This window comes from Microbispora sp. NPDC088329, from assembly GCF_040685655.1.
Classification (GTDB): domain Bacteria; phylum Actinomycetota; class Actinomycetes; order Streptosporangiales; family Streptosporangiaceae; genus Microbispora.
The window spans coordinates 160,422-186,711 of sequence record NZ_JBFBIP010000005.1; the positions used below are offsets into that span (position 1 = coordinate 160,422).

The following is a 26,290-nucleotide window of genomic DNA, read 5'->3' on the forward strand; positions in this document are numbered from 1 at the left end:
TTCGGCGGGGCGTCGCGAGACACCCGCGCGGGGTTCTCATGCCGCTTGCCCGGACAGATCCCTCTCGCCGGGGCGAGCCGTCCGTCCCGCCGCGTCTGTCACGGGCAGCCCGCGACTGCTGACAGAATTGCCGTATGGCTCTTGCTCGCGTGCTGTCCGGTATACAGCCCACCGCCGACTCGTTTCACCTGGGCAACTATCTCGGCGCCATCCGTCAGTACGTCGCGCTGCAGGACACCCATGAGGCATTCTTCTTCATCGCCGACCTGCACGCGCTGACCGTCGCACCCAAGCCCGAGGAGCTGCGCCGGCGCACCAGGGTCGCCGCCGCCCAGCTGTTCGGCGCGGGGCTCGACCCGGAGCGCGCCGCGGTCTTCGCGCAGAGCCAGGTGCGCGAGCACAGCGAGCTCGCCTGGTATCTCATCTGCCAGACCGGCATGGGCGAGGCCGGGCGGATGACCCAGTTCAAGGACAAGTCCGCGCGGTACGGCGAGAGCTCGGCCAGCGTCGGCCTGTTCACCTACCCGATCCTCCAGGCGGCCGACATCCTGATCTATCAGGCCGACCAGGTGCCTGTCGGGGTGGACCAGAAGCAGCACCTGGAGCTCAGCCGCGACCTCGCCCAGCGCTTCAACAGCCGCTACGGCCAGACGTTCAAGGTGCCGAGCCCGTACATCCTCAAGGAGGTCGAGAAGATCACCGACCTTCAGGACCCGACCGCGAAGATGTCCAAGTCGTCGTCGAGCCCGCAGGGCATCCTCGACGTGCTGGAGGAGCCGAACGCCCTGCGCAAGAAGATCATGCGCGCGGTGACCGACACCGGCAGCGATGTCGTCGCCGACGAGGAGAACAAGCCGGGCGTCACCAACCTGCTGCGGATCCTGTCCGCGCTGACCGGCACGCCGATCCCCGAGCTGGAGACGCGGTTCGCCGGTCAGGGCTACGGCACCTTCAAGAAGGAGGTCGCCGAGGCGGTCATCGAGACGTTCTCCCCGATCAGGGAGCGTACGGAGAAGCTGCTGGCCGACGAGGCCGAGCTCGACCGGATGCTGGTCGCGGGCGCCGCCCGCGCCCGCGCGGTGGCCCGCGAGACGATGGAGCAGGTCCGCGAGCGCCTCGGTCTTCTCCCCGCGCCGCGCATCGACTGAAGCGCGCCTGAGCCGAGGGTAGTGGTCACCGCACGGCCGCGCCGGTCTCGGAGCCCGCCGCGGCGAGGCCGTGAGGTCGCGTTCGCGGCAGGCATCGACACGTCTTCTCCGGGTACACCATGCCGATGGGGATGGCTGTGGTCGACCGGGTCACGCGGCGTGTCGACGAGGTCAGGGCATGGGGCCGGATGCGGGTCGAGCGCGACCGGATCCGCTTCCCCTGGCTCGACCACCTCATCCGGACGGTGCAGCGCTACCAGGTGCAGGCGGGGGACCGGCTGGCGGGCGCCTTCACCTACTTCGCGTTCCTGTCGTTCTTCCCGCTGATCGCGCTGGCGTTCGCCCTGTTCGGCTACGTCGTGACGATCCGCCCGGATGCGCTCGCCACGCTCACCGAGGCGATCAACAGCCAGCTGCCAGGACTCGCCGGGCAGCTCCACATCGACCAGCTCGCCGGGGCCCGCGCCCGGGCCGGGCTGATCGGCCTGCTCGGCCTGCTTTACGCAGGGCTGGGCGCGATGGACGCCCTGCGCGGGGCCCTGCGCACCATCTGGATGACCTGCGAGCCGCCGCTCAACTACTTCGTCGGCAAGCTCCGCGACCTCGTCGCGCTCGTGCTCATGGGCCTGGCCATGCTGGTCTCGGCGATCGCGAGCGGGTTCGCCACCGGGGCCACGAGCACGGTCGCCGGCTGGCTCGGCCTGGGCTCCTCACCACTGGCCGGATTCGGGGTCTGGGCCGCCGGGGTCGCCGCGAGCCTCGTCGCCGACCTGCTGCTCTTCCTGGTCATCCTCGGCTGGCTGGCCAAGCCGTCACAGCCGTTCCTGGTCGTGCTCAAGGGCGCGCTGCTGGGCGCGGTCGGCTTCGGGGTGCTGAAGCAGCTCGCGGCGCTGATCCTGTCCGGCACCCTGCGCAATCCGGTGTACGGCACGTTCGCGGTGGTTGTGGGACTGCTGCTGTGGATCAACCTGTCGGCCCGGGTGATCCTCTACGCCGCCGCGTGGACGGCGACGGCCATGCTCGGCCCGCCGCCGGAGCCCACCCCGCTTCCGTCGCCGGCGACCACCCCCACGACCGGTCCCGCCTGACCGCGCGCCTCTATCGCGGGCGCAACCCGTTGAGCGCGGTCTCCACGACCGCGTCGGCGTACTGGGGAGTGAGCGGGCCGCCGCGCTGGAGCCACCGGTTGAGCAGCGGTCCCCACAGCATCTCGATCGCGACGTCCAGGTCGAGGTCGCCGGACAACTGCCCGGCCCGCTGCGCGCTGCGCAGCCGCTGCTTCTTCAGCTCCTTCATCGGCCCGTCGAGTCGTTCGGCGTAGGCCGCGGCGAGCTCGGGGTCGTGCAGGATCTCCGTGTTGAGCGCGCGCATCGGCTCGTCGTACCGCGGGTCGTTCAGCTCGGCGACCGTGGCGCGCAGGACCGTCTTCAGGTCGGCCTCCAGGTCGCCGGTGTCGGGCAGCGCCGGCGAATCTCCCTCGCCCTCGGTGAGCATGAGGAACGCGTCGAAGAGCACCGCTCCCTTGGAGGGCCACCAGCGGTAGATGGTCTGCTTGCCGACCCCGGCCCGGGCGGCGATCCCCTCGATGCTCAGCTTCGCGTAGCCGACCTCGCCGACGAGTTCGAACGCCGCGGTGAGGATGGCCCGTCGTGACGCCTCGCTGCGGCGTCTCGTGCCGGGGGTCGTCCCGTGCTGTGCCGTCATGCCGCCGAACCTACCAAAAACGAGACGAGACGATCCGTCTTGACATAGGCACGTCGCCGACGCCATGATTGCCGCACAAAGCGAGACGAGACGTCTCGTTTAGTAATGGCAACCCGATTGGAGCCGCCATGCATACGACGACCGCCGATTCGGGACGGGTCTGGTTCATCACCGGTGCGGGGCGGGGCCTCGGCCGGGCGTTCACCCGGGCCGCGCTCGGCAACGGCGACCGGGTGGTGGCCGCGACCCGGACCGTCGCGCCACTGGAGGACCTGACCGCCGAACACGAGGACAGGCTGCTCGTGCTCCCTCTGGACGTCACCGACCGCGCGGCGGTCTTCGCCGCGGTCGCCCGGGCGGCCGAACACTTCGGCCGGCTCGATGTCGTGGTGAACAACGCCGGGATCATGTCCATGGGGATGATCGAGGAGTTCACCGAAGCCGAGGCCCGGGCCCAGATGGAGACCAACTTCTTCGGCGCGTTGTGGGTCAGTCAGGCCGTCCTGCCCTGGCTGCGCGCCCAGGGGTCCGGGCACATCGTGCAGATCTCCAGCATCGGAGCGCTCGGCGGCTTCCCCACCACGGGGCTGTACAGCGCGAGCAAGTTCGCTTTGGAGGGCATGAGCGAGGCCCTGGCGATGGAGGCCGCGCGGTTCGGGGTCAGGCTCACCATCGTCGAGCCCGGCGGCTACTGGACCGATCTCTACAGCGGCATGACCGCGACCACGCCGATCCCCGGCTACGCACCCCTGCGGGCGGAGCTCGAGAAGCAGTGGGCCGAGGGGTCGGTGGACAGCGACCCCCGGCTGGCCGCCGAGGCCGTGCTGCGGCTCGTCGGCAGCGACGAGCCGCCGCTGCGGCTGCTGCTGGGCGGCACGGCCTACGACCTGGCCTTCGACGTCTCACGCCGGCGGATGGAGACCTGGGCCCGCTGGGAGGAGGTCAGCCGCGCCGCCGAGCACGCCATCCCCGCCCCTCCCGCCGTCTGATGGCGCCGTCTGATGGCGCTGTCTAGTCGGCGGTGTCGCCGGTGGTCTTACGGCGCCGGCGCAGGCCGTACGCGCCGAGGGCGAGGACCACGAGGGCGCCGCCGCCGATCAGCAGGGGAGTGGTCGGGCCCGAGCCCTTCGAGGCGGGGTCCTCCCCGCGTGCCCGGGCCGCGCCCACTCCGTCCGCGCTCGCCGACGGGGAGGGCCTCACGGCCAGGGGGGAGGACGAGGGCGTGGGGTCGGGCACGGGCCCGACCAGCCGGCCCACCGGGGCCGCCTTGCCTCTCGCGGCGAAGCCCCAGTCGAGAAGCTTGGAGACCTCCTCCCAGAAACCGCCGGGGTGATGCATGATCACGACGATGACCGTGTGACCGTCGCGCTTGGCCGCGCCCACGAAGCTGCCCAGGGCCTTGGAGGTCCAGCCGTTCTTGACGCCGAGCATGCCCTTGTAGCGGCCCAGGAGCCGGTTGTGGTTGGCCATCTCGTAGTAGGCGGGCCGGGGTGACTCGCTGGCGTCGGAATCGTCGCGGCGCTTCTTCTTTTTCTTCTTGGGGTCGTCCTTGGGCGCGGGGAACTTCGCGACCTTCGTGCTGATGTACTCACGGAAGTCGGGGAGCGCCAGCCCGGCCCGCGCGATCAGGGCGAGATCGTAGGCCGAGCTGCGCTGGCCGGGGGCGTCCAGGCCGTTCGGCGTCTTGGCCACCGTGTCGTTCGCCTGGAGCCTGTGGGCTTCCTTGTTCATGTCCGCGAGCGTTTTTTTCAGGCCGCCGTTCGCCTCGGCGAGCGCGACCGCCGCGTCGTTGCCGGAGACCATGAGGAGCGCCCGCATGAGGTCGTCGACCTTGTAGATCGGCTCAGGGACGATGCCGACGGCGCTGCCCTCCACGTTGCAGGCCTCCTCGCTCGGCTTGACCTTGCGGTTCTTGTCGAGCCTGGGGATCAGCGTCACGGCCGTCAGGGTCTTGAGCGTGCTGGCGGGCAGGTACCGCCCGTGCGGGTCCTTGGCCGCGAGCACCTGGCCGGTGTCGGCGTCGGCGATCACGTACGACGAGGCCTCGGTCTTGGGCGGGGGTTTGACCCCGGCGGGTGCGATGATCCCGTGGCCGGCGAGCAGGTCCCCGCCGATGGTGCCGTTCCCCGTGCCGTTCCCGGTCACGGCCGTGCCGGTCGCCCGCGACGCCAGTTCCGGTACGGCCCGCGCGCCCGCGGCGGGAGGGGTGCCGAGCAGCGCCGTCGCCAGCACCCCCGCCGTCGTCGCGGTCGCGGCAAGGACCCGATGGTTCGTCCGCATAGATGGCTCAGCCTAGCCTCGACTGCCTTCGCATGAAGCGACATATGCCCCATAAGCCACAGGGCCACGCGGGAGGCCGCCGATACTGTGAGTCATGACAAGGCGCGTATCGATTTTTCTCGTGGCACTCGCCGCTTTCATGATCTTCGAGTGGATCAACCTCGGCTTCAACCTCGCCGACGGGCACGAAACGTCCTTCTATGTCGTCCACGGCGTGCTCATCGCGGTGAACATCGTCCTGGCACTGGTGCTCGGGGCCGTCGGCGTGCGGGGATGGATGAGGGGTAGGGCTGACCGGGAAACGACCATGTCCGATGTGACCTGAGTGTCACGGGGGACCGAACGTGATGGAGGCAGGCTTTGGCGATCGACTTCAATCCCTCGCGTGGCGCGACGCTCGGCGTCGAGTGGGAGCTTCAGCTCGTCGACAGGCACACGCGTCATCTCCGTCAGGACGCCAAGGAGGTGCTCGCCGCGGTTCCCGACCTCAGCGAGGGCCAGCGGCCCAAGGCCATGCACGAGCTCATGCAGTCGCAGATCGAGATCGTCACCGATGTCTGTCACACCGTGGCGGAGGCGGTGCAGGACCTGAGGAAGAGCATCGGGCGGCTGACCGAGGCCGTCGAGCCGCGCGGCATCGCGCTCGCCTGCACGGGGACCCACGCGATCAGCGACTGGCGCGACGCGGTCTACGCGCCCAACCAGCGCTATGTGGAGCTGGTCGAGGAGATGCAGTGGCTCGCCTGGCGGATCCAGACGTTCGGTGTGCACGTCCACGTGGGCGTCAAGGAGCGGGACAAGGTCATTCCGATCGTCAACGCCCTCGCGGCGTACCTGCCGCACTTCCTCGCGCTCACCTCCTCCAGCCCCTACTGGGGCGGGCAGGACACCGGACTGGCGTCGAGCCGGGCCATCGTCTTCGGCTCGCTGCCCACGGCGGGCCCGCCGCACCTGCTGGCCGACTGGGCGGAGTTCGAGGAGTACATGGACACGCTGCTGCGGGCTGGCACGATCCGCAGCATAAAGGAGGTGTGGTGGGACATCCGGCCGCATCCCGACTTCGGCACGATCGAGATCCGGATGTTCGACGGCATCCCGACGCCGCGCGAGGTGGGGATGGTGGCCGCCTTGTCCCAGTGCCTCGTCCAGCAGTTCGACCAGCAGCTCGACCGGGGTTACAAACTGCCGCATCCGGCCGCGTGGGTGGTGCGCGACAACAAGTGGCGCGCCACGCGGTACGGCCTCGACGCGGACGTCATCACCGACGACCATGGATCCACGGCGCCGGTGCGCGACGTATTGTATGAACTCCAGCGGGAACTCGAACCGGTCGCCGAGCGGCTCGGCTGCGCCGACGAACTGGCGGTCGTGACGGAGGTGCTGGAGCAGGGGAGCTCATCCGAGCGCCAGCGGGCGATCCTCGCCGACGGAGGGACCCTCCAGGACGTGGTCGACGCCACGGTCATCGAGCTCGCCGAGGACAGGTTCGTCACCTCGAACCCCAACCGCGAGATCGGGCAATCGGCGACCTGATGGGGTAGGCCTGATATGTCCGGTAACAGCGCCTCAGTTCTGAATACGTGCGGAGTCTGGCGTAAATACTGGGCAATCCGCCGTATCGGAGGGCTGCGGCATGGAAGGATTGTGAATGGAGGGTCAGTGGTGGCGAGACATGCCCGCTTGACCCTCTTTGGGCTTTTTCATGACTTTTTGTGATCATATAGACGATCCGGTGCTCCGTGGCGGGACGGCTCGCCGGAGAAGGGAAGACCCGTGGGCACCTCATCGAAGCTCGCAACGCCGGACGCGGCCGTGCCGGGAAGCATCGACCTGGCAGGGCAGCTGACGGAATTCCTTCGCGAGCACAACGATGAGCTGATCGAGTTCCGGCGCGACGTACACGCGCACCCGGAGATCGCCTTCAGCGAGCATCGCACGACCGAGAAGATCGCTGAGCGGCTGACGGACGCCGGGCTCACCCCGCACCCGCTGTCGCGCGGGACCGGCCTGTGGGTGGACTTCGGGCGGGACGAGGGTCCCACGGTCGCCCTGCGCGCGGACATCGACGCGCTGCCGATGGAGGACGAGAAGGACGTTCCCTACCGCTCCACCAACCCGAACGCGTGCCACGCCTGCGGTCATGACGTGCACACGGCGATCGTCCTCGGCGCGGGGCTGTTCCTGGCGTCGCAGGCCGACGCGGGAGCCCTCCCCGGCCGGGTACGGCTGATCTTCCAGCCGGGTGAGGAGGTCGCGGGCGGCGCGCTGGAGGTCATGCGCGACGGCGGCCTGAACGAGGTCGACCGCATCTTCGCGCTGCACTGCGACCCGCGCCTCGACGTCGGTCGCGTCGGCCTGCGGACCGGCCCGATCACCGGGTCGTGCGACAGCCTGCGCATCCGCGTCGCGGGTCCGGGCGGGCACACCGCAAGGCCGCACCTGACCGTGGACCTCGTCTACGCGCTCAGCAAGATCGTCACCGAGTTGCCGGCCGCCCTGTCGCGTCGCGTGGACCCCCGCTCCAGCCTCAGCCTCGTATGGGGCCAGATCTCGGCCGGCTCGGTGGCCAACGCGATCCCGGACGTCGGGGTCGCCCAGGGCACGGTCAGGTCGCTCGACGAGGAGGCCTGGCACCAGGCCCCCGACCTGGTCAAGACACTGCTCGACTCGGTCGCGGGCGCGTACGGCGTGGACGCCGAGATCGACTACCGGCGCGGCACGCCGCCCACGGTGAACGAGGCCACCAGCATCCAGATGCTGCACGACGCGGTCACCCAGATCATCGGCGACGGAGCGGCCGTGCCGACGCCGCAGAGCCTCGGTGGCGAGGACTTCTCCTGGTACCTCGAGTCGGTGCCCGGCGCGCTCGCCCGGCTGGGCACCCGGCCGCCGGGGGCCGTCGACGAGGTCGACATCCACCGGCCGCTGTTCGACGTGGACGAGCGGGCCATCGGGATCGGCGTCAAGGTCCTCGCCGCCACCGCGCTGACCGCGCTGTGGGGCGGCGCCCGCTGAGCCGAGTCTACAGACCGGCCGAGCCTGCCAGCCGTACGCCGCCATGCCCGACGTCTCCCCCCTGCGTCCGGAGGATCCCCGGCGCCTCGGAAACTACCGCCTGAACGGCCGCCTGGGCGCGGGCGGCCAGGGGGTGGTCTTCCTCGGCGCCGGCGTGTCGGGCGGGCCGGTGGCCGTGAAGCTCCTGCACGCGCGGCTCGACGACGCCTCCGCCCGGCGTGGCTTCGCCCGGGAGATCGAGGCCGTGCGCAGGGTCGCGCCCTTCTGCACCGCCCAGGTCCTCGACGCCGACCTGGACGGCGACCGGCCGTACCTCGTGAGCGAGTACGTCGACGGTCCGTCCCTGCACGAGCACGTGCGGGCGGCGGGCCCGCGGACCGGCGGCGACCTCGATCGGGTCGCCGTGGGAACGGCCACCGCGCTGGCCGCGATCCACCGGGCGGGGGTCGTCCACCGCGACTTCAAGCCGGGCAACGTGCTCCTCGGCTCGGACGGGCTGCGGGTCGTCGACTTCGGCATCTCCCGCCTGGCCGACGCCACCGCGACGACCGGGCATCCCGTCGGCACCCCGGCCTACATCGCTCCGGAGCAGCTCGAAGGGCGGCCGGCCGGGCCGGCGGCGGACATGTTCTGCTGGGCGCTCACACTCGTCTACGCGTCGAGCGGCCGGCACGCCTACACCGGTGACACGCATGCGGCCGTCATGGCCCGCATCCTGTACGGCAGGCCCGACCTCGGGCCCCTCTCCGGCCTGCTCAAAGACCTCGTCGTGGCGTGCCTGGCCGCGGATCCGGACGAGCGGCCGGACGCCGGACAGGTGCTGAGCGCGCTGCTCGACCGCGGTCAGGGACACGCGGGCCCGGCCGTGCCTGATTCGGCCGCGCCCGATCCGGCCGCGCCTGATTCGACCGTGCCCGATGCGACCGCGCCGGGTACGGACGACCGGCTGACGGAGCGTGATCGGGCGGAGCACGTCAGGGCCGGTGGACCGCGTCGGGCACGCCGGGTCGCGGTGGTCGCCTCGCTCGCCGTTCTCGTCGTGCTGGGCCTCGTGCTGGGCGTCGCGCGGGTGCTGACGGCCCGCGAATCCGGGCGTTTCGACGGCACGTGGACGGGCGTCGCCCGCTATCCGGCGGCCGGACGGGTCTTCCCTGTCGAAATCCGTCTGGGCGATCCGGCGGGGATGAGGTGGGGCGCCGACCTGCACTGCTCCGGCCGCCTGACCCCGGCGCGCGAATCGGGCGACGTGCTCGTGCTGACCCTCGACCAGGTGAAGGGCGACGCCTGTCATCCGGGAAGCGTCTCGATCACCTGGCGGGGCGAGGGCGCGGCCGATTTCGAGGTGACGCGCGACGGGGAACAGGCCACCCGATACTCGGGATCTCTTAGTCGTACAAATTGACTCAAATGGGATAACCCTGTCAGAGAGGGTGTGTGGCGCGTTCTTTCGGTCATCACGGGGGTATCGCGACAGGACCACCCTGGTTTGGAGGTCCGATTGCGGGCGTTCCTGGCGGCGAAGGCGGGGGCCGTCGCCCTCGCCGTGACGGCCGCCGCGGGATGCGGAGGCGGGGTGGACGCCGCACCGCCACGCGCCGGCCCGCTGCGGGTCGGGCTCGCCTACGACATCGGCGGACGGGGCGACAGGTCGTACAACGACGCGGCGGCGGCCGGGCTCGACGAGGCCAGACGCAACCTGAGCGGCCTGCGGGCGAAGGAGGTGGAGGCCGCGCCGGGAGAGCCCGCCGTCCGGAAGGTGGAACGGGTGCGGGCGCTCGCGAAGGCGGGCTACGACCCGATCATCGTCGTCGGCTACTCGTACGCACCGGCGTTGACGCGAGTCGCCCCGCGGTTTCCCAGGACGCGTTTCGCGATCGTGGACGAGCCGGCGGTGTCCGGCCACAACATCACGAACCTGCTGTTCGCCGAGGAGCAGGGGTCGTTCCTGATGGGCGCGGCGGCGGCGATGAAGTCGCGCACCAACGACGTCGGCTTCGTCGGCGGCAACCGGTCGCCGCTGGTCAGGAAGTTCGAGGTCGGCTACGTCCAGGGCGTGAAGCACGTCAACCCGCGGGCGCGGATCAGGATCGCCTATCTCACGGGGGCACACGATCTGAGCGGCTTCGATCGGCCGGAGAAGGCGCATGAGGCCGCGCGGCGCATGTACCGGGCGGGCGCCGACGTGGTCTACCAGGTGGCCGGGGCCTCGGGGATCGGAGTGTTCCGTGCCGCGAAACAGGCCGGGGCGTGGGCCATCGGCGTCGACTACGACCAGGCCAAGAGCGCCCCTCCGGCCGTGCGCGACGTGATCTTGACCTCGATGATCAAAAGGATCGACGTCGCCGTCTACGACTACATCGCCGACGTCGCCGACCGGACCGTCACCAGCGGCCGCATCGTGTACGACCTGAGGCTCGGCGGCGTCGACTACACCCTCACCGGCGGCCACATCACGGACATCCAACCGCGTCTGGAGCAGCTCAAGCAGGAGATCGTCTACGGCAGGGTCAAGGTTTCCCCAGGCTGACGCCCCGGTCACGGTGTGGCCTGGGCTCAATAACGGACATGTTGCGGACTGGTGTGCGGGTTTGGTCTATGCAGGTCAAACAACTATCTTCCGTGCAGGGTTGCCGTGCGTTCCTGCGTGCGTGCGACGAGAGTCAGACGGCGGGGAACGGAAGGGGAGTCACGACCTTGCTCCGCAATCGAGTTAGCAGACTGGTCGCCACCACCGCTGGGGGCGCCTTGCTCATGGCCGCCGCCGCGTGTGGGGGTAGCGACAGCACGACCACGACCGAGACCTCGGCGGGCGCGTCCTCCGCGCCCGCCGCCGCGCAGGTCAAGGTCGGCCTGGCGTACGACATCGGTGGCCGCGGCGACGGCTCCTTCAACGACGCGGCCGGCCGCGGCCTCGACCAGGCCGTGTCGGAGCTCAAGGTCGAGAAGAAGGAGCTGGAGGCGACCGCGGGAGAGACCGACGCGCAGAAGGAGGAGCGGCTGCGGCTGCTCGCCCAGGGCGGGTACAACCCGGTCATCGCGGTGGGCTTCGCCTACTCCGGTTCCGTGGCCAAGGTCGCGCCCGAGTATCCCGAGGTCAAGTTCGCCATCGTCGACGACGCCGACGCCAAGGGCGACAACATCACCAACCTGTTGTTCGCCGAGGAGCAGGGGTCGTTCCTCGTCGGTGTCGCGGCCGCGCTCAAGTCCGAGAAGGGCAGTGTCGGGTTCATCGGCGGTGTGGAGACTCCGCTGATCAAGAAGTTCGAGGCGGGCTTCACGGCCGGCGCCAAGGCGGTCAAGTCGGACATCAAGATCCAGGCGAAGTACCTCACCCAGCCGCCGGACTTCGGCGGCTTCAACGACCCGGCCAAGGGCAAGACCGTCGCGCAGGGCATGTACGACGCGGGCGCGGACGTCGTCTACCACGCGGCGGGCGGTTCCGGTTCCGGCGTGTTCGAGGCGGCCAAGGCCGCGGGCGCCATGGCCATCGGCGTCGACTCCGACCAGGCGGCCCTCCCGGCGTACGCGAGCTTCAAGGACGTGATCATCACGTCGATGCTCAAGAAGGTCGACGTCGCGGTCTTCGACTTCCTCAAGAACTACACCACGGGCACGGTCAAGTCCGGCGCCTCGGTGTACGACCTCAAGGCGGGCGGTGTGGACTACTCCACGACCGGCGGCAAGATCGACGACATCAAGTCGAAGATCGACGAGTACAAGCAGAAGATCGTCAACGGCGAGATCACGGTCCCGACGTCCTGACCTGCGTAATCGAGGGGCCCGGGGGCACCCGCCCCGGGCCCTTTGCTCTACTCTCACTAGCACTTGACCGTCACCGGGCACTCCGCCGTGAGGAGGCCGACATTACCGCCGCGACCGTTACGGAACCCGCAGTAGAGCTCACCGGAATCACCAAGAGGTTCCCGGGAGTCGTCGCCAACAGCGACATCCACCTCCGCGTCGCCAGGGGGCAGATCCACGCTCTCGTCGGCGAGAACGGCGCGGGCAAGTCCACGCTGATGAAGATTCTTTACGGGATGCAGCGTCCGGACGAGGGCGAGATCCGCATCGACGGATCGCCCGTGGGCTTCCACACCCCCGCCGACGCGATCGCCGCCGGCATCGGCATGGTCCACCAGCACTTCATGCTGGCCGACAACCTGACCGTGCTGGAGAACGTGGTGCTCGGCAGCGAGCCCCGCCGCGGCCTCGCGCTCGACTTCGCCGCGGCCCGCCGCAAGATCAAGGAGATCTCCGACGCGTACGGCCTGGGCATCCGGCCGGACGCGACGGTGGAGGAGCTGGGCGTCGGCGACCGGCAGCGGGTGGAGATCCTCAAGGTCCTCTATCGGGGCGCCCGCATCCTGATCCTGGACGAGCCGACCGCCGTGCTCGTGCCGCACGAGGTGGACGAGTTGTTCGAGAACCTGCGCGGCCTGGTCCGCGAGGGGCTCACGATCCTGTTCATCTCCCACAAGCTGGACGAGGTGCTGCGCGTCGCCGACGCGATCACCGTCATCCGGCGCGGGACCACGGTGGCCACCGTGAATCCCGAGGACGTCACCTCGCGCAAGCTCGCCGAGCTCATGGTGGGCAGCGAGCTGCCCAGCCCGGAGACCCGCGAGTCGACCGTCACCGACGTCGTCGCCCTGTCCGTGCGGGACCTGACCGTGCGCAGCGGCGACGGGCGGGCGGTGGTCGACGGCGTGAGCTTCGACATCCACAAGGGCGAGGTGCTCGGCATCGCCGGCGTCGAGGGCAACGGCCAGGCCGAACTGGTCGAGGCGATCATGGGGATGCGGCCCTGCACGGTCGGGACGCTCACGCTCGGCGGCGCCGACATCTCGCGCTGGACGACGCTGAAGCGGCGCGCGGGCGGGATCGGCTACATCCCCGAGGACCGCCACCGGCACGGTCTGCTGCTGGAGTCGCCGCTCTGGGAGAACCGCATCCTCGGCCACCAGACCCGGCGGCCCAACGTCAAGGGCCCCTGGATCGACCGCGCGGGCGCGCGGGCCGACACGCGGCGCATCGTCGAGGAGTACGACGTGCGCACCCCCGGCATCGACGTGGACGCGGCCACGCTGTCCGGCGGCAACCAGCAGAAGCTGATCGTCGGGCGCGAGATGAGCGGCGACCCGGTGCTGCTGATCGCCAGCCACCCCACCCGAGGCGTCGACATCGGCGCGCAGGCCGCGATCTGGGACCACCTGCGCACCGCACGCGCGGCCGGGCTGGCCGTGTTGCTGATCTCCGCGGACCTCGACGAGCTGATCGGGTTGTCCGACACGCTCAAGGTGATCCTGCGCGGCAGGATCGTGGCCGACGTCGATCCCGCGAACGTGACCCCCGAGCAACTGGGCTCGGCCATGACCGGCGCCGGGGAGGGCGAATGACCGGCTTCCTCGATCGCCTGTTCGGCCGGGTGCGGCTCGGCGGCTGGCTCGCCGTCGCCGCGCCGGTCCTCGCGATCGTCTTCGCCGTGCTGATCACCTCGGTCGTGCTGCTCGTCGCGGGCAAGCCGCCGGTCGAGGCGTTCACCACGCTCGCGGACTACGGCACCCAGCCGCGCACGATGGTCCTGATCCTCAACAGCGGCGTCATGTACTACATCTCGGCGCTCGCGGTGGCCGTCGGCTTCCGGATGAATCTGTTCAACATCGGCGTCGACGGCCAGTATCGGATAGCCGCCCTGGTCGCCGCGGCCTTCGGCGGCGCCGCGCTGGTCCCCGGCGTGCTGAACACCGTCCTCGTGATCGTCATCGCGATGGCCGTCGGCGCGCTGTGGGCCGCGATCGCCGGACTGCTCCGGGTGACCCGGGGCGTCAGCGAGGTCATCTCGACCATCATGCTGAACGCGATCGCCACCGGCATCGGGTCGTGGCTGCTGCAGGAGCACTTCGGCGTGCTGACCGGCAACGACCTCGGCACCCGGCCGATCCCGGAAGGCGCCCGCATCCCCGGCATGCCGCTGGTCGCGGGCACGCCGTTGCTGGTCAACGGCCTGCTCGTGCTCGCGGTCGTGCTCGGCGTCGCGTACTACGTCCTGCTGAGCCGCACCCGGTTCGGCTTCGAGCTGCGGGCGACCGGCAAGTCCGAGACGGCGGCGGTGGCCAGCGGCGTCAGCGTGAAGAAGATGATCGTCGTCACGATGGTCATGTCTGGCGCGGTCGCCGGCCTGATCGGCCTGCCGGAGCTGCTCGGCGCCAGCTACAAGTACAGCAACAACTTCCCGACCGGCCTCGGCTTCACCGGGATCGCGATCGCACTGCTCGGCCGCAACCACCCCGTCGGCATGGCGGTGGGCGCGTTGCTGTGGAGCTTCCTGGACAACTCGTCCAACCAGCTCCAGCTGATCGACATCTCCAAGGAGATCGTCCAGATCATGCAGGGCGTCATCGTGCTCTCCGTGATCATCGCGTACGAGCTGGTCCACCGGTACCGGATCGTCGCCGACCAGCGCCGGGTCGGCCGCCAGCTGGCCGGGTCCGACGGTCCCGGCGGCGGGAACGGCGGGAACGGGGACGTGAGCGGGCGGCAGGCAGTCGAGGAGACGGCATGACGGCGACGGACGTTTCGGTGGACCGCCCGGTCGGGACACCCGCGGCACAGCGGTTCCGGCTCTCCGGGCCGGTGTTGCTGCTCGGCCTCGCGGGGCTGGTCGTGGTGCTGTCGCTGGCTCGTGTGATCACCGGGGCCAACGACATCACCTCGGCCGGAACGGTCAGCGCCGCGCTCGGCCTCGCCGTGCCGATCGGCCTCGCCGGCCTCGGCGGCCTGTGGTCGGAGCGGGCCGGCGTGGTCAACATCGGCCTCGAGGGCATGATGGTGCTCGGCACCTGGTTCGGCGCCTGGGGCGCGCTCCAGTTCCACAGCCCGTGGGCCGGCGTGCTCGCGGGCGCGGCCGGCGGCGCGCTGGGCGCGGCGATCCACGCCGTGGCGACGGTGACCTTCGGCGTCGACCACATCATCTCCGGTGTGGCGATCAACATCGTCGGCGTCGGCTTCACCGAGTATCTGTCCCAGCTGGTCTTCACGGACATGCCGGGCGGCGGCACCAAGAACTCCCCGCAGCTGCCCAAGATGGGCACGGTGAGCCTGTCGTTCCTGAACGACCCGTTGCGGACCGTCGAGGCGAAACACTGGTTCGTGGTGTCGGACTTCGCCGGGGTGCTGCGGGGCATCACCCAGGACGTGTCGTGGTTCACGATCCTGGCGATCGTGCTGGTGCCGCTGTCGTTCTACGTCCTGTGGCGTACGGCCTTCGGCCTGCGCCTGCGGGCGTGCGGCGAGCGCCCTCTCGCGGCGGAGTCGCTGGGAGTCAACGTCTACCTGTACAAGTGGGCCGCCGTGATCGTCTCCGGCGTGCTCGCCGGGCTCGGCGGCGCGTTCCTGTCGCTCGTGGCCGCGGGCATCTACCGCGACGGGCAGACGGGCGGGCGCGGCTACATCGGCCTCGCCGCGATGATCTTCGGTAACTGGCGTCCGGGCGGGCTCGCCGGAGGCGCGGCGCTGTTCGGATACACCGACGCGCTCCAGCTGCGGCAGGGCGGCGTCTCGGTGCACGCGCTGCTGCTCGTCGTCGCGCTGCTGCTCGTCGCCGTGGCGGTCTACCAGCTCGTACGGCAACGGCGCGGCGGCGCGGCACTGATCACCGGGGTCGTGGCGATCGTGGTGTTCATGGTGTTCGCCGTGACGGACACCGTGCCGGAGCAGTTCACCTCGTTCACCCCCCACCTGACCACGCTGCTGGTGCTGTCGCTGGCCTCACAACGCCTGCGCATGCCGGCGGCCGACGGCGTCCCGTATCGAAGGGGGCAGGCGAAATGAGCATCGACTGGGAGGCGCTGCGGGTCGCGGCCCGCGAGGCCATGACCCACGCGTACGCGCCGTACTCGAAGTTTCCCGTGGGGGCGGCGGCGCTCGTCGACGACGGCCGGATCGTGACCGGCTGCAACGTGGAGAACGCGTCGTACGGCGTGGGGCTGTGCGCCGAGTGCGGGCTGGTCTCGGCGCTGCACGCGAGCGGCGGCGGCCGGCTGGTGGCCTTCACCTGTGTGGACGGCCACGGCGAGCTGCTGATGCCGTGCGGCCGCTGCCGTCAGTTGCTGTTCGAGCACGGCGGCGCCGAGCTGCTGGTGGAGACGCCCGACGGGCCGACGCGGATGGCCGACTTCCTGCCGTTCGCCTTCGGGCCCGACGATCTGTCGCGATAGAGGGGGAAGCGTGGGGTTCGACGCGATCGAGGTCATCACCGTCAAGCGCGACCGGGGCGAGCTGCCGACCGCCCAGATCGACTGGGTGATCGACGCGTACACGCGGGGCGAGGTGGCCGACGAGCAGATGTCGGCGCTGCTGATGGCGATCCTGCTCAACGGCATGAACCGCAGGGAGATCGCGGACTGGACCCAGGCCATGATCAGGTCGGGGGAGCGGATGGACTGGTCCTCCCTCGACCGGCCCACCGCCGACAAGCACTCCACCGGAGGGGTCGGCGACAAGATCACCCTGCCGCTGGCGCCGCTGGTGGCCGCCTGCGGCGCGTACGTGCCGCAGTTGTCGGGCCGTGGTCTCGGGCACACCGGCGGCACGCTGGACAAGCTGGAGTCGATCCCCGGCTGGCGGGCGTCGCTGTCGAACGACGAGATGCTCGCCGTGATCCGCTCGGCCGGGGCGGTCGTCTGCGCGGCGGGCGCGGGCCTCGCGCCGGCCGACAAGAAGCTCTACGCGCTGCGCGACGTCACCGGCACGGTCGAGTCGATCCCGCTGATCGCCTCGTCGATCATGTCCAAGAAGATCGCCGAGGGCACGGGGTCGCTCGTGCTCGACGTGAAGGCCGGCTCGGGCGCGTTCATGAAGAACGTGGACGACGCCCGCGAGCTGGCCCGGACGATGGTCGAGCTCGGCACCGACGCCGGAGTGCGCACGGTCGCTCTGCTGACCGCGATGGACCGGCCGCTGGGCCTGAAGATCGGCAACGCGCTGGAGGTCGAGGAGGCCGTCGAGGTGCTCGCCGGCGGCGGCCCCGCCGACGTGGCCGAGCTCACCGTACGGCTGGCCAGGGAGATGCTGGAGGCCGCCGCCGTCCCGGGCGGCAAAGACCCCGAGGAGGCGCTCAAGGACGGCTCGGCGATGGACGCCTGGCGGCGCATGATCGTCGCCCAGGGCGGCGACCCGGACGCGCCGCTGCCTGCGGCCGCCGAGTCGGCCGTGGTCACCGCCCCCGCCTCGGGCACGCTGCGCACGCTCGACGCGCTCAAGGTCGGCCTGGCCGCCTGGCGGCTCGGGGCCGGACGGGCCCGCAAGGAGGACCCGGTGTCGGCCGGCGCCGGGATCGTCCTGCACGCCAAGCCGGGCGAGACGGTCCGCGCCGGAGCCCCGCTGATGACCCTGTACGCCGACGAGGCCGCCAGGTTCGACCGGGCCCTCCAGGCGCTGGAGGGCGCGTACGAGATCGGCGAGGACGGCGGCGCGGAGCTGCTTCCCCTCGTCATCGACCGCATCACAGCCTGACGATCCCTACGGGTGGCGCTTCGGCAGGGTGCAGGCCACCGCCGCGGTGACCAGCGCGAGTACGGCCTCGACCAGGGCCGCGACGACCGTGGCGGGGCCGAACCCGTGCCCGGCGGCAACGGAGAAGAACAGGGTGCCGATGGCCGCGACGCCCAGCGCCGTCGCGGTCTGCTGGGTGGTGGTCAGCACGCCGCTCGCCACCCCGGCACGCTCGGCGGGGACACCGATGAGGACCAGGCCGGTCAGGGGAATCGCGATCAGCCCCTGACCGAAGCCGGTCACCACCAGCGCGGGCGCCAGCGACAGCGGTGTCATGCCGTCGTAGTCCGACCAGGCCTGCAGGGCCGTGATCGCGAAACCCGCGGCGAGCAGGAGCGCGCCGGCCACGGTCACGTACGTGCCGAACCTGGGGACCAGCCGGGGGCACAGCAGCGAGGCGGTCAGAAAGGCGACGGCGTAGGAGATGTAGGTGAGGCCCGACTGCAAGGGCCCCAGGTGCATGCCGTACTGCAGGGAGATCGTGGTCGTGAGGATCATGCCGCCGAAAGCGGGGAAGAAGGCCAGCGTCGTCAGCAGGCCGCGCCGCATGCTCGGAGCGCGCAGCAGTGACGGAGGCAGCAGCGGCGTCCTGCCGCGACGCTCCTCACGCGACTGCACGACGGCGAAACCGGCCGCGGCGAACGGCGCCGCGGCCAGGAGAAGCCGGCACCACAGGGGCCAGTTCTCGTCGCGGCCGAGGGTCAGGGGCAGCATGAGCAGCAGGACGGTGGCGGCGAGCAGGGCGGTGCCCGGCCAGTCGACGGACAGGGCCTTGGGCGCGCGGCTCTCCGGGACGGCACGACGGGCGGCGAGGATGCCCAGAAGGCCGAGCGGGACGTTGACGAGGAAGATCGGCCGCCAGGACAGGCCGAAGAGGTCGGCGGACACCACCAGTCCGCCGAGGATCTGCCCGGCGGCCGCGGAGACGCCCAGCGTCGCGCCGAAGATCCCGATGGCCTGCCGGCGTGCCGCGCCCTGGTAGACGACCTGGATGGTGGCCAGCACCTGCGGCACCATGAGGGCGGCGGTGCCGCCTTGGAGCACCCGGGCGACGATCAGCAGCACGGCGTCCGGTGCGAGCCCGCAGATCGCCGAGGCGACGGTGAAGCCCGCCATCCCCGTGATGAAAAGCCTCCGGCGTCCGAAGGCGTCACCGAGCCGCCCGACCGCCTCGCGCCCGAGGCGGTGGGCCTGCCGTCCGTGGGCCGCCGCAGGGCGCCCGGCCTGCGCAGGGAGGAGGTCGCCCAGCTCGCCGGCGTCGGTGTGACCTGGTACACCTGGCTGGAGCAGGGGCGGCCGATCAACGTCTCGGCCCAGGTGATCGGCGCGGTCGCCCGGGCGCTGCGGCTGGACGACGACGAGATCGCCCACCTGTTCACCCTGGCGGGGCTGCCCGCACCCACCGTCGTCAGCGAGGACGAGGTCATCGCCGCGTCGCTGTCGGCCATCCTCGACGGCCTCGATCCGCTGCCCGCCTACGCCGTCTCCGCCCGATATGACCTCCTGGCGTGGAATCGTTCCTGTGCGACGCTGATGGGGGACTTCGCCCGGCTGCCTCCACATCGCCGCAACATGCTGTGGCTGCTGTTCGCCGAGCGGTCGTTACGCGAGCGGGTGGGCGGCTACGACACCGAGACCGGAACGCAGTGCGTGGCCAGGTTCCGCCGGAACTTCGCCGCGCACGTCGGCGACCCCGCCTGGCGGGCGCTGGTCGACGAGCTGGACGAGCGCTCCGAGGAGTTCCGCCGGCTGTGGGACCGGCACGACGTCGCCGCGAACTCCTCGAAGATCAAGGACTTCCGCCATCCCCTGGTCGGTCGTCTGCGCCTCGCGTCCACCACGCTCTGGCTGGCGGATCAGCCCGGAGCCCGCCTGGTCGTCTACAACCCCGTGGACAGCCGGGGCCGGGACCTCCTCGAACGGCTGACGCGGCGCACCGGCGAACCTCCGCAGCCGTCGGCGCGGACCTTCGCGCCGCCGGGATAGCCGCCGGGGGGTCAGCGGGGGAGGAGCAGCGCGCCCATGCCGACGAACAGGCCGCCGGTGAGCAGGTCGAGCCTCTTGCGCAGCCGCCGGTAGCCCCTGGTGATCCACGGGCTGCCGGCCAGGAAGGCGACGGCGGAGAACCAGGCGAACGCGACGGCCAGCATCGCGCCGAGCGTGACCGCCCGCATGACGAGGTCCGTACGGTGTGGGAGCAGGCTGGCGAACAGGGCGCCGAAGAAGACGAGCGCCTTCGGGTTGGCGAGGTTGGTCAGCAGCCCGGCGCGCCACTCGCGCAGCCTGCCCGGACGGTGCGCGGCGACGTCCGGCGCCGGGTCGTCGCCGGACGGGGATGCCTGCCCGCGGGCGGCGCGGATGGTCGCCACCCCGAACGCGATGAGGAACAGGGCGCCGGCGACGCGGGCGGCGAGGTAGAGCCACTCGAACCGCTGGACGAGCACGGTGACGCCGAACAGACCGGCGACCGCCCACACGCCGATGCCGGTGACCACGCCCGCCGCCGCGCGTACGCCGCTGCGCCGCGACCCGCCGGCCGAGTGTCTGAGCACGATGAGGAAGTCGGGACCCGGGCTCATTACCACCAGGATCCAGACGCCGAGCAGGGGGAGCAGCGGCAACCACGACATGGGCGGGTCCTTCCTGGCCGGTTCCGGCGGCCATGGGCGGGTCGAACGGGCTGTGACCGGGTTCGGCGGTGGGTGGGGCTCAGCCGGTCACGGGCGAGGCGATGACCACCGTGACGTCCGCAGGTCCGTCGCCGGTGCGGTAGCGGTGCGGGTGGTCGCCCGCGAAGGCCAGCAGGTCTCCCGGCCCGAGGTGCCGCGGGTCGTCGTCCGGGCCGGCCGTGACCTCGCCCGCGGCGACCAGCAGGTGTTCGACGGTGCCGGGCGCGTGGGGGATGCCGTCGAGGTCGGTGTGCGGGGGCATGCGCAGCCGCCACAGCTCCAGGCTGTGCCCGCTGCCGATCCTGCGCAGCAGTTCGCGTGTCGGGCCGCAGGCGGCCGCGGGCGTCGAGGGCAGGTGGACGGGACCGGCGTCGGTGTCCCTGGTCAGCAGGTCGGTCAGCGGGATGTGCAGCGCCAGGGCGACGGCTTCCAGCGTCTCGATCGTCGGATTGCCGGTGCCCGCCTCCAGGCTGGACAGCGTCGCCTTGCCGAGACCGGCCCGGCGGGCGAGCTCGGCCGCGGTCATTCCGCGCTGCCGCCGGCGCAGCCGGATCTGCGCGCCGATCGCCGCGGCCGCACCACTCATGAGGACATCTTCAACGGAACCATACGTTCACTCTACCGAACGATCCTCTACGGCTGCGAGGGCGTCGCCGAGGGGCGTGCGGTAGTACAGGACCGACCGCCCGGCCCTGCGGCGCCGTACGAGACCGGCGTCGAGGAGCACCTTGAGATGGCGGCCCACCGACCCCAGCCCCTGGCCGGTCAGCGCCACGAGGTGGGTCGTGCTCTTCGGCGCGGCGAGCAGGACGAGCACCCGCGCCCGCGCCGGGCCGAGCAGCCCCCCGAGCGCCTCGGGCACGGGCGCCCGGTCCGGCTCGGCCAGCGTCCCTGAGCAGGGATAGACCAGGGCGTAGTGCCGGCCCGCCGTCCAGGCGGTCCACGCCTGGCGGGGCGTGACCGGGACGAACATCAGCCTGGCCCCGCCGATCCGCCTCGGCGGGTAGTCATAGGTGTTGATCTGCAGCCGGTTGCCGCCGAGCCAGCGCATTCCCTTGCGCATGTCGTTCAGGGCGGCGGCCCAGCCTCCCCGGCTCACATGACCCACGCGGGCGACGATGTCGGCCTCCATGATCCGCCGCCGGCGCGGCCAGTCGGGCAGCAACGTGCGCGTCCACACCCACTCCAGCAGGCCGGCCGCGCGTTCGGGCAGGTCGGGACGGCGCAGCGGCGCCGGAAGCGGGCCGCGCAGCGCCACCTCGATGTCGGCGTACGCGGTCTCGGGCGGGGTCGCGCGAATGCGGGCCAGCTCTTCCTCGAACGCGGCCTCGCCCTCGCCGGTGGGAGCGGGCGTGAGGAAGTCGGCGGTCCAGTTGCGCCCCCGCGCGGCCCTGAGCAGCAGCGCCGTGATCGGGTCGGCGGACAGGCGGGCCCGGAAGGCGGGCAGATGCGTGTCGAGCCACTCGCGCTCGCCCGGATGCGCCGCCGACGCCTTCTCCAGAGTGAACAGGCAGGCGGTGGCCTCGGCGAGAGGGGAGATCACGAACCGGCTCTCCGCGAGCGTGTCGGCGTTGACCAGCCACCACCCCATGTTTCGCCTCCACGCGAAACAATAACGGTGGAGCCTGGCGGTGATCGAGGCTCCCCGTCATGCGTACCTATCGGGAACTGTTTCGCACCCCCGAATTCACGCCGTTGTTCACCGTCGCGTCCGCGCAGGTGGCCGCCTCGACCGTGAGCGGCCTGGCGCTCGGCACGCTCGTGTACGGGGCGACGCGGTCGCCGCTGCTGTCGGCCCTGAGCATGTTCGGCGCGTCCTTCGCCCAGGTGCTCGGGGCGGCGGTGCTGCTGTCGGCCGCCGACCGGCTGCCCCCGCGCGGCGCGATGACGGGCCTCGCGCTGGTCTTCTGCGCGGGCACGGTCGCGCTCGCCCTGCCCGGCCTGCCACTATGGGCGTTGTTCGCCGTCGTCCTCGGTCAGGGGCTCGCGGCCTCCCTCGGCGGTGGGGTCCGGTTCGGGCTGCTCAACGAGATCCTGCCCAAAGACGGCTATCTGCTCGGCCGTTCGGTGCTCAGCATGTCGGTCGGCGTGCAGCAGATCGTCGGCTTCGCCGCCGGCGGCGTGCTCATGACCGCGCTGTCCCCGCGCGGCACTTTGCTCGCCGGGGCGGGGCTGTACCTCGTCGCCGCGTCCGTCGCCCGGTGGGGGCTCACCGCCCGCCCGCCGCGCGCCCAGGGACGGCCGTCGCCCGCGCAGACCTGGCGGGTCAACCGCACGCTCTGGTCGTCGGGGGCGCGGCGCCGCCTGTATCTGGCCCTGTGGGTGCCGAACGGGCTCATCGTCGGTTGTGAGTCGTTGTACGTCGCCTACGACTCCCGGCACGCCGGGCTGCTGTTCGCCTGCGCCGCCGCCGGCATGCTCACCGGCGACACGCTGATGGGGCGGTTCATCCCCAAACGGTGGCGCGAGCGGCTGGGCGCTCCGCTGCGGCTGCTGCTCGCCGTGCCGTACCTGGTCTTCCTCCTGGACCCGGCCCTGCCGGTCGCGGTCGCCGCCGTCGTGCTCGCCTCAGCCGGATACTCGGCCAGCCTGCTGCTCCAGGAACGCCTCATGGCCGTCACGCCCGAGGAGATGAGCGGGCAGGCGCTCGGGCTGCAGTCGTCCGGTGTGCTCACCATGCAGGGGGTCGGCGCGGCGATCGCGGGGGCGGTGGCCCAGATCGCCTCGGCCCCCGTCGCGATGGGCGTGATGGCGGTGGCCTCCGTCGCGGTCACCCTCGCGCTGGCGCCCGGTCTGCGGGCCGGCGCGGCCCCGGAGGTCCGCGCCGCCACGCCTGCGGGGAGGGCGGCCTGATCGCCGTCATCGAGGGTCGCTGTGTCAAGGTTGGTCCTGCCGTACCGGACCCGGCCGGACGCGCAGAGGGGAGAACCATGGCCGATCACCGAGGCATCCGGCATGTCGAGATCGGTGTCGCCGATCTGACCCGCTCGATCGACTTCTACCGCGATCTGCTGGATCTCCCCCCGGCCGAGGGGCCGGCCGGGAGCCCGGGCGTCGCATGGCTGGCGGCGGGATCCGTGCTGCTCAAACTGGTCGAGACGGGCGACGGCGATCTCGGCGGCTGGGTGAACGACGACCTCCAGCGCGGCATCCGGCACATCGGCTTCAAGGTCGGCGACGTCGATCTGCGGGCCGAGCGCGTGCGCGACGCCGGGGTGCCCTTCACGCTGCCGCCGCTCGACGCGGTCGGCGGCGTGCGCATCGCGTTCTTCCAGGACCCGGACGGCACGCACCTGGAGATCACCGACAACCACCTCCGGTATCACCGCGTCGCCTCGCCCGAACTGGCCGAGAGGGAAAGGCTGGCCGCCCTGAGCAGACCGCGCACGGCGCCGCCGGTCTTCGACCACGTGGCGGTCACGTCCGCCGATCTCGACGCGGCGCTGGCCTTCTACCGGGACACCCTCGGGTACGAGGTGATCGGCCAAATCGTGCAGGACCAGGACCCACGAGGCTTCCTGATCACGTATCTGCTGGCGGGCGACGCGGTTCTGGAGGTGTTCACCTTCGCCGTTCCCACGACGGCGAGTCCGTGGGCCCCCGATCCGTGCCGGCACGGGTTCCGCCACCTCGCCGTCGCCGTCGAGGACCCGGAGAAGGAGGCCGGGCGGCTGGTGGCCGCCGGTGCGCGGGTGGCGGCGGACGGTCTGCTCGTCGACCCCGACGGCGTGCCCCTCGCGCCCCTGTGACATCCCCCGTGTGACACCTGCGCTGTGCCTCCTGCGCTGTGCCTCCTGCGCTGTGCCTCCTCTGCCCGGTGGTCCCGCCGTCTTCCGATCGCGCCTCTCAGGGGGCCGTGTGCGTGCCGGTCGCCGGAATGGGAAGCACGACCTCCACCGTGGTGCCCGCTCCCGGTTCGCCGGTGACGAGGCAGACCCCGCCCAGCTCCGCCGTCCGCTCGCGCATGGAGGCCAGGCCGACGCCCGGGCGGCGCTCCGGCGGCAGGCCCACGCCGTCGTCGCTGATCAGCAGGCGCAGCGTCGCGGGCTCGCGGCGCAGCTCGACCCGGACACGGGTGGCGCGCGCGTGGCGCCGGACGTTGGTCAGCGCCTCCTGCGCGATCCGGTAGACGGCCACCTCGACGGCGGCGGGCAGATCGCTCAGCTCACCCTCGACGCTCACCACCGTGGCCGGGCCCTCGGGAGCATCCGGCCCGGCCAGCGCCTGTACGGCGGCGGCCAGGCCCAGATCGTCCAGGGCGGGCGGGCGCAGGCCGTACACGAGTTGCCGGACGTCGCTCGTGACCGCGTCCATGCCGGAACGCAACTCGCGCAACAGCCGGTCCGCGGTCTCCGGAGAGGTCTCGAGGCTGACCCGGGCCATGGCGACGGTCATGGCCATCGCGCCGAGCGTCTGGCCCAGACCGTCGTGCAGGTCGCGGCGAAGCCGCCGCCGCTCCTCCTCCCGGGCGGCCAGGATGCGCTCCCGGGAGCGCTGCAGGTCCGCCGCCATCCGCGCCGCGTGCGCCACGTCCGCCGCGTAGGGGGCCAGCGTGGCCAGCACCCGCTCGTCGTGTGCGGCGGGGAAGCGCCGCGGGGCGGGTGGGCCGACCAGCAGCCGTCCCACCCGCTCGCCGTGCCAGACCAGCGGCACCTCACGTGGAGAGTCGCCCACCCGGCCGCTGACCGTGCTCATCACGCTGACCGCGCGCCCCTGCTCGTCTCCGGTCACCTCCACCGCGACGCCCTGCACCGCGAGGCCCTCACGCAGCACGCCGATCACCGACTCCAGCGCCTGCGCCGGATCGCCCCGGCGCACCTCCTGAACCAGCCGCTCGGCGAGCAGGCGCGGGTCGCCCACCGGGCCGTAGAGCAGGCGGTCGACGGCCCGTTGCAGCATCCGGCGCAACGGCCGGAAGAACGCGCCTGTGAGCAGAGCGGAGACGAGCCCGGCGACCTGGTCGTACCCGGACACGATCAGGCTCGACAGCGCGGCCACACCGAAGTAGACCCCGCCGACCACCGCCAGCAGTCCCGCGGCGACGAAGGCCCGGCTGATGACGGTGTCGATGCCGTACAGCCGGTGGCGCGTCACCGAGAACACCAACGCTACGGGGATGAGCGCCGCCCAGACGACCGACAGCCAGTACAGTTCCGGCGCGGCCAAGCCCACGAGCGAGAAGGCGACGTATCCCGCGAACGCGAACAGCGGCCAGCCGATCTGTCGCCTGCCGACCGGATCGGCCCGGCGGAAACGCAGCAGCAGCGACAGCGCCGCCAGCGCCAGCGACACGGCGATCGCCGTCCAGACCGCTACCTCTGTCGCCGGCATGTACGGCGCCAGGGCCGGGATCTGCAGCGGATTGTGGATGACCGCGGGGAGCGGGTAGCCCTCGAGGGGCGGGTCCGGCCGCACGAACTGGCATGCCAACCTGGTTCCGACGGACGTCACCCCGAGCAGCACCACCCCCCGCCAGCGCGGCGAGGGCAGCCTGCCGTCCGGGGAGTACAACGGCAGGAGTGTCTCCAGCGTGATGCCGCTCACCGCCCAGCCGACCTGTGCGGGGAATCTCAGGAGCTCCGCCACCGCGGTGTTCCCGCGCGCCATCGACGCGAGCATCGTGAGCTGGCAGAAGTCGTAGACGGCGCCCGCGAGCCCGCCCGCGCACATCAGCCAGGCCAGCGTGAGCCGGGGCCGGTAGGCGATGAGGAACGCGCCGACCGCAGGGAAGGTCACCCCCGCCGGCATCATCGGCGTGACCGTCTCCGACACCCGCCACTCCGGCGGGAGCTCCGCGAGCGCCGACAGCGCCGCGACCACGAGCACCGCGGACACCACGGCCATGGCGACGGCGGCCGCACGGGCTGCCCACGCCATCGCGCCCCCGCTTTCACGTTCCTGCCTGGTCTCAGGGTGCTCGGA

At 71.5% G+C, this 26,290-nt stretch carries 24 protein-coding genes; 17 read left to right on the forward strand and 7 right to left on the reverse strand.

Annotated elements, in window-relative coordinates; genetic code table 11:
* The first annotated feature begins 134 nt into the window (after window positions 1-134).
* Together trpS and AB0O28_RS12875 are read left to right on the forward strand one after the other, a co-directional pair.
* On the forward strand, window positions 135-1,148 hold the full coding sequence (gene trpS, locus AB0O28_RS12870; protein WP_363639442.1) for a tryptophan--tRNA ligase: 1,014 nt from the start codon (window positions 135-137) through the stop codon (window positions 1,146-1,148).
* Between the two features lie 125 nt (window positions 1,149-1,273).
* Window positions 1,274-2,236 (forward strand): YihY/virulence factor BrkB family protein, encoded by a 963-nt coding sequence (locus AB0O28_RS12875; RefSeq protein WP_363639444.1) that lies wholly within the window; start codon window positions 1,274-1,276, stop codon window positions 2,234-2,236.
* A 10-nt stretch (window positions 2,237-2,246) separates the two neighbouring features.
* Here the strand turns inward: AB0O28_RS12875 and AB0O28_RS12880 are convergent, their stop codons facing one another.
* A complete protein-coding gene (locus AB0O28_RS12880) occupies window positions 2,247-2,852 on the reverse strand; it encodes a TetR/AcrR family transcriptional regulator (RefSeq protein WP_363639446.1) in 606 nt (201 codons plus the stop codon).
* Window positions 2,853-2,980: 128 nt separating this feature from the next.
* Between AB0O28_RS12880 and AB0O28_RS12885 the strand changes: the two genes are divergently transcribed.
* On the forward strand, window positions 2,981-3,841 hold the full coding sequence (locus AB0O28_RS12885; protein WP_363639448.1) for an SDR family oxidoreductase: 861 nt from the start codon (window positions 2,981-2,983) through the stop codon (window positions 3,839-3,841).
* A gap of 22 nt (window positions 3,842-3,863) precedes the next feature.
* Here AB0O28_RS12885 and AB0O28_RS12890 read toward each other — a convergent pair whose 3' ends face one another.
* Window positions 3,864-5,132 (reverse strand): D-alanyl-D-alanine carboxypeptidase, encoded by a 1,269-nt coding sequence (locus AB0O28_RS12890; RefSeq protein WP_363639450.1) that lies wholly within the window; start codon window positions 5,130-5,132, stop codon window positions 3,864-3,866.
* Between the two features lie 94 nt (window positions 5,133-5,226).
* Here AB0O28_RS12890 and AB0O28_RS12895 point away from each other — a divergent pair, with 94 nt between their 5' ends.
* The 11 genes from AB0O28_RS12895 to AB0O28_RS12945 all read left to right on the forward strand — a co-directional run bounded on the left by AB0O28_RS12895 (window position 5,227) and on the right by AB0O28_RS12945 (window position 17,660).
* The gene (locus tag AB0O28_RS12895) at window positions 5,227-5,457 is read left to right on the forward strand and encodes a hypothetical protein (protein ID WP_363639452.1); all 231 of its coding nucleotides are present in this window, start codon (window positions 5,227-5,229) and stop codon (window positions 5,455-5,457) included.
* Window positions 5,458-5,492: 35 nt separating this feature from the next.
* Window positions 5,493-6,665 (forward strand): glutamate--cysteine ligase, encoded by a 1,173-nt coding sequence (locus AB0O28_RS12900; RefSeq protein ID WP_363639454.1) that lies wholly within the window; start codon window positions 5,493-5,495, stop codon window positions 6,663-6,665.
* Window positions 6,666-6,956: 291 nt separating this feature from the next.
* Complete coding sequence (locus AB0O28_RS12905; RefSeq protein ID WP_363639831.1) at window positions 6,957-8,147, forward strand: amidohydrolase; 1,191 nt, start codon at window positions 6,957-6,959, stop codon at window positions 8,145-8,147.
* Between the two features lie 43 nt (window positions 8,148-8,190).
* On the forward strand, window positions 8,191-9,549 hold the full coding sequence (locus AB0O28_RS12910) for a serine/threonine-protein kinase (protein WP_363639456.1): 1,359 nt from the start codon (window positions 8,191-8,193) through the stop codon (window positions 9,547-9,549).
* A gap of 96 nt (window positions 9,550-9,645) precedes the next feature.
* Entirely contained in the window at window positions 9,646-10,674 is a 1,029-nt protein-coding gene (locus AB0O28_RS12915) for a BMP family ABC transporter substrate-binding protein (RefSeq protein ID WP_363639458.1), read from the forward strand.
* Between the two features lie 224 nt (window positions 10,675-10,898).
* A complete protein-coding gene (locus AB0O28_RS12920) occupies window positions 10,899-11,909 on the forward strand; it encodes a BMP family ABC transporter substrate-binding protein (RefSeq protein WP_363639460.1) in 1,011 nt (336 codons plus the stop codon).
* A gap of 101 nt (window positions 11,910-12,010) precedes the next feature.
* Window positions 12,011-13,543, forward strand: coding sequence for an ABC transporter ATP-binding protein (locus tag AB0O28_RS12925; protein WP_363639833.1), 1,533 nt, complete (start codon window positions 12,011-12,013; stop codon window positions 13,541-13,543).
* The gene (locus AB0O28_RS12930) at window positions 13,540-14,709 is read left to right on the forward strand and encodes an ABC transporter permease (RefSeq protein WP_363639462.1); all 1,170 of its coding nucleotides are present in this window, start codon (window positions 13,540-13,542) and stop codon (window positions 14,707-14,709) included. The genes AB0O28_RS12925 and AB0O28_RS12930 overlap by 4 nt, the downstream gene beginning before the upstream one ends.
* Window positions 14,706-15,977, forward strand: coding sequence for an ABC transporter permease (locus AB0O28_RS12935; protein ID WP_363639464.1), 1,272 nt, complete (start codon window positions 14,706-14,708; stop codon window positions 15,975-15,977). Before AB0O28_RS12930 ends, AB0O28_RS12935 begins: the two co-directional genes overlap by 4 nt.
* Window positions 15,974-16,363: a cytidine deaminase gene (locus tag AB0O28_RS12940; RefSeq protein WP_363639466.1), complete on the forward strand. Its 390-nt coding sequence runs from the start codon at window positions 15,974-15,976 to the stop codon at window positions 16,361-16,363. Before AB0O28_RS12935 ends, AB0O28_RS12940 begins: the two co-directional genes overlap by 4 nt.
* Window positions 16,364-16,373: 10 nt before the next feature.
* Entirely contained in the window at window positions 16,374-17,660 is a 1,287-nt protein-coding gene (locus tag AB0O28_RS12945; RefSeq protein ID WP_363639468.1) for a thymidine phosphorylase, read from the forward strand.
* A 6-nt stretch (window positions 17,661-17,666) separates the two neighbouring features.
* On the opposite strand, the gene AB0O28_RS12950 is transcribed toward AB0O28_RS12945, so the two are convergent.
* Window positions 17,667-18,989: an MFS transporter gene (locus AB0O28_RS12950; protein ID WP_363639835.1), complete on the reverse strand. Its 1,323-nt coding sequence runs from the start codon at window positions 18,987-18,989 to the stop codon at window positions 17,667-17,669.
* On the opposite strand from AB0O28_RS12950, the gene AB0O28_RS12955 reads away from it, so the two are divergent.
* On the forward strand, window positions 18,885-19,685 hold the full coding sequence (locus tag AB0O28_RS12955) for a helix-turn-helix transcriptional regulator (protein ID WP_363639470.1): 801 nt from the start codon (window positions 18,885-18,887) through the stop codon (window positions 19,683-19,685). The genes AB0O28_RS12950 and AB0O28_RS12955 overlap by 105 nt on opposite strands.
* Before the next feature lie 11 nt (window positions 19,686-19,696).
* Here AB0O28_RS12955 and AB0O28_RS12960 read toward each other — a convergent pair whose 3' ends face one another.
* The 3 genes from AB0O28_RS12960 to AB0O28_RS12970 all read right to left on the reverse strand — a co-directional run bounded on the left by AB0O28_RS12960 (window position 19,697) and on the right by AB0O28_RS12970 (window position 21,959).
* Window positions 19,697-20,329, reverse strand: coding sequence for a LysE family transporter (locus AB0O28_RS12960; RefSeq protein ID WP_363639472.1), 633 nt, complete (start codon window positions 20,327-20,329; stop codon window positions 19,697-19,699).
* Window positions 20,330-20,408: 79 nt separating this feature from the next.
* Window positions 20,409-20,954 (reverse strand): XRE family transcriptional regulator, encoded by a 546-nt coding sequence (locus AB0O28_RS12965; RefSeq protein WP_363639474.1) that lies wholly within the window; start codon window positions 20,952-20,954, stop codon window positions 20,409-20,411.
* Window positions 20,955-20,981: 27 nt separating this feature from the next.
* Window positions 20,982-21,959: a winged helix-turn-helix domain-containing protein gene (locus AB0O28_RS12970; protein WP_363639476.1), complete on the reverse strand. Its 978-nt coding sequence runs from the start codon at window positions 21,957-21,959 to the stop codon at window positions 20,982-20,984.
* 59 nt (window positions 21,960-22,018) lie between these two features.
* Here AB0O28_RS12970 and AB0O28_RS12975 point away from each other — a divergent pair, with 59 nt between their 5' ends.
* Together AB0O28_RS12975 and AB0O28_RS12980 are read left to right on the forward strand one after the other, a co-directional pair.
* On the forward strand, window positions 22,019-23,221 hold the full coding sequence (locus AB0O28_RS12975) for an MFS transporter (protein WP_363639478.1): 1,203 nt from the start codon (window positions 22,019-22,021) through the stop codon (window positions 23,219-23,221).
* A gap of 77 nt (window positions 23,222-23,298) precedes the next feature.
* Window positions 23,299-24,117 (forward strand): VOC family protein, encoded by an 819-nt coding sequence (locus AB0O28_RS12980; protein ID WP_363639480.1) that lies wholly within the window; start codon window positions 23,299-23,301, stop codon window positions 24,115-24,117.
* Between the two features lie 97 nt (window positions 24,118-24,214).
* Here the strand turns inward: AB0O28_RS12980 and AB0O28_RS12985 are convergent, their stop codons facing one another.
* On the reverse strand, window positions 24,215-26,245 hold the full coding sequence (locus tag AB0O28_RS12985) for a sensor histidine kinase (RefSeq protein WP_363639482.1): 2,031 nt from the start codon (window positions 26,243-26,245) through the stop codon (window positions 24,215-24,217).
* Window positions 26,246-26,290: the final 45 nt, after the last annotated feature.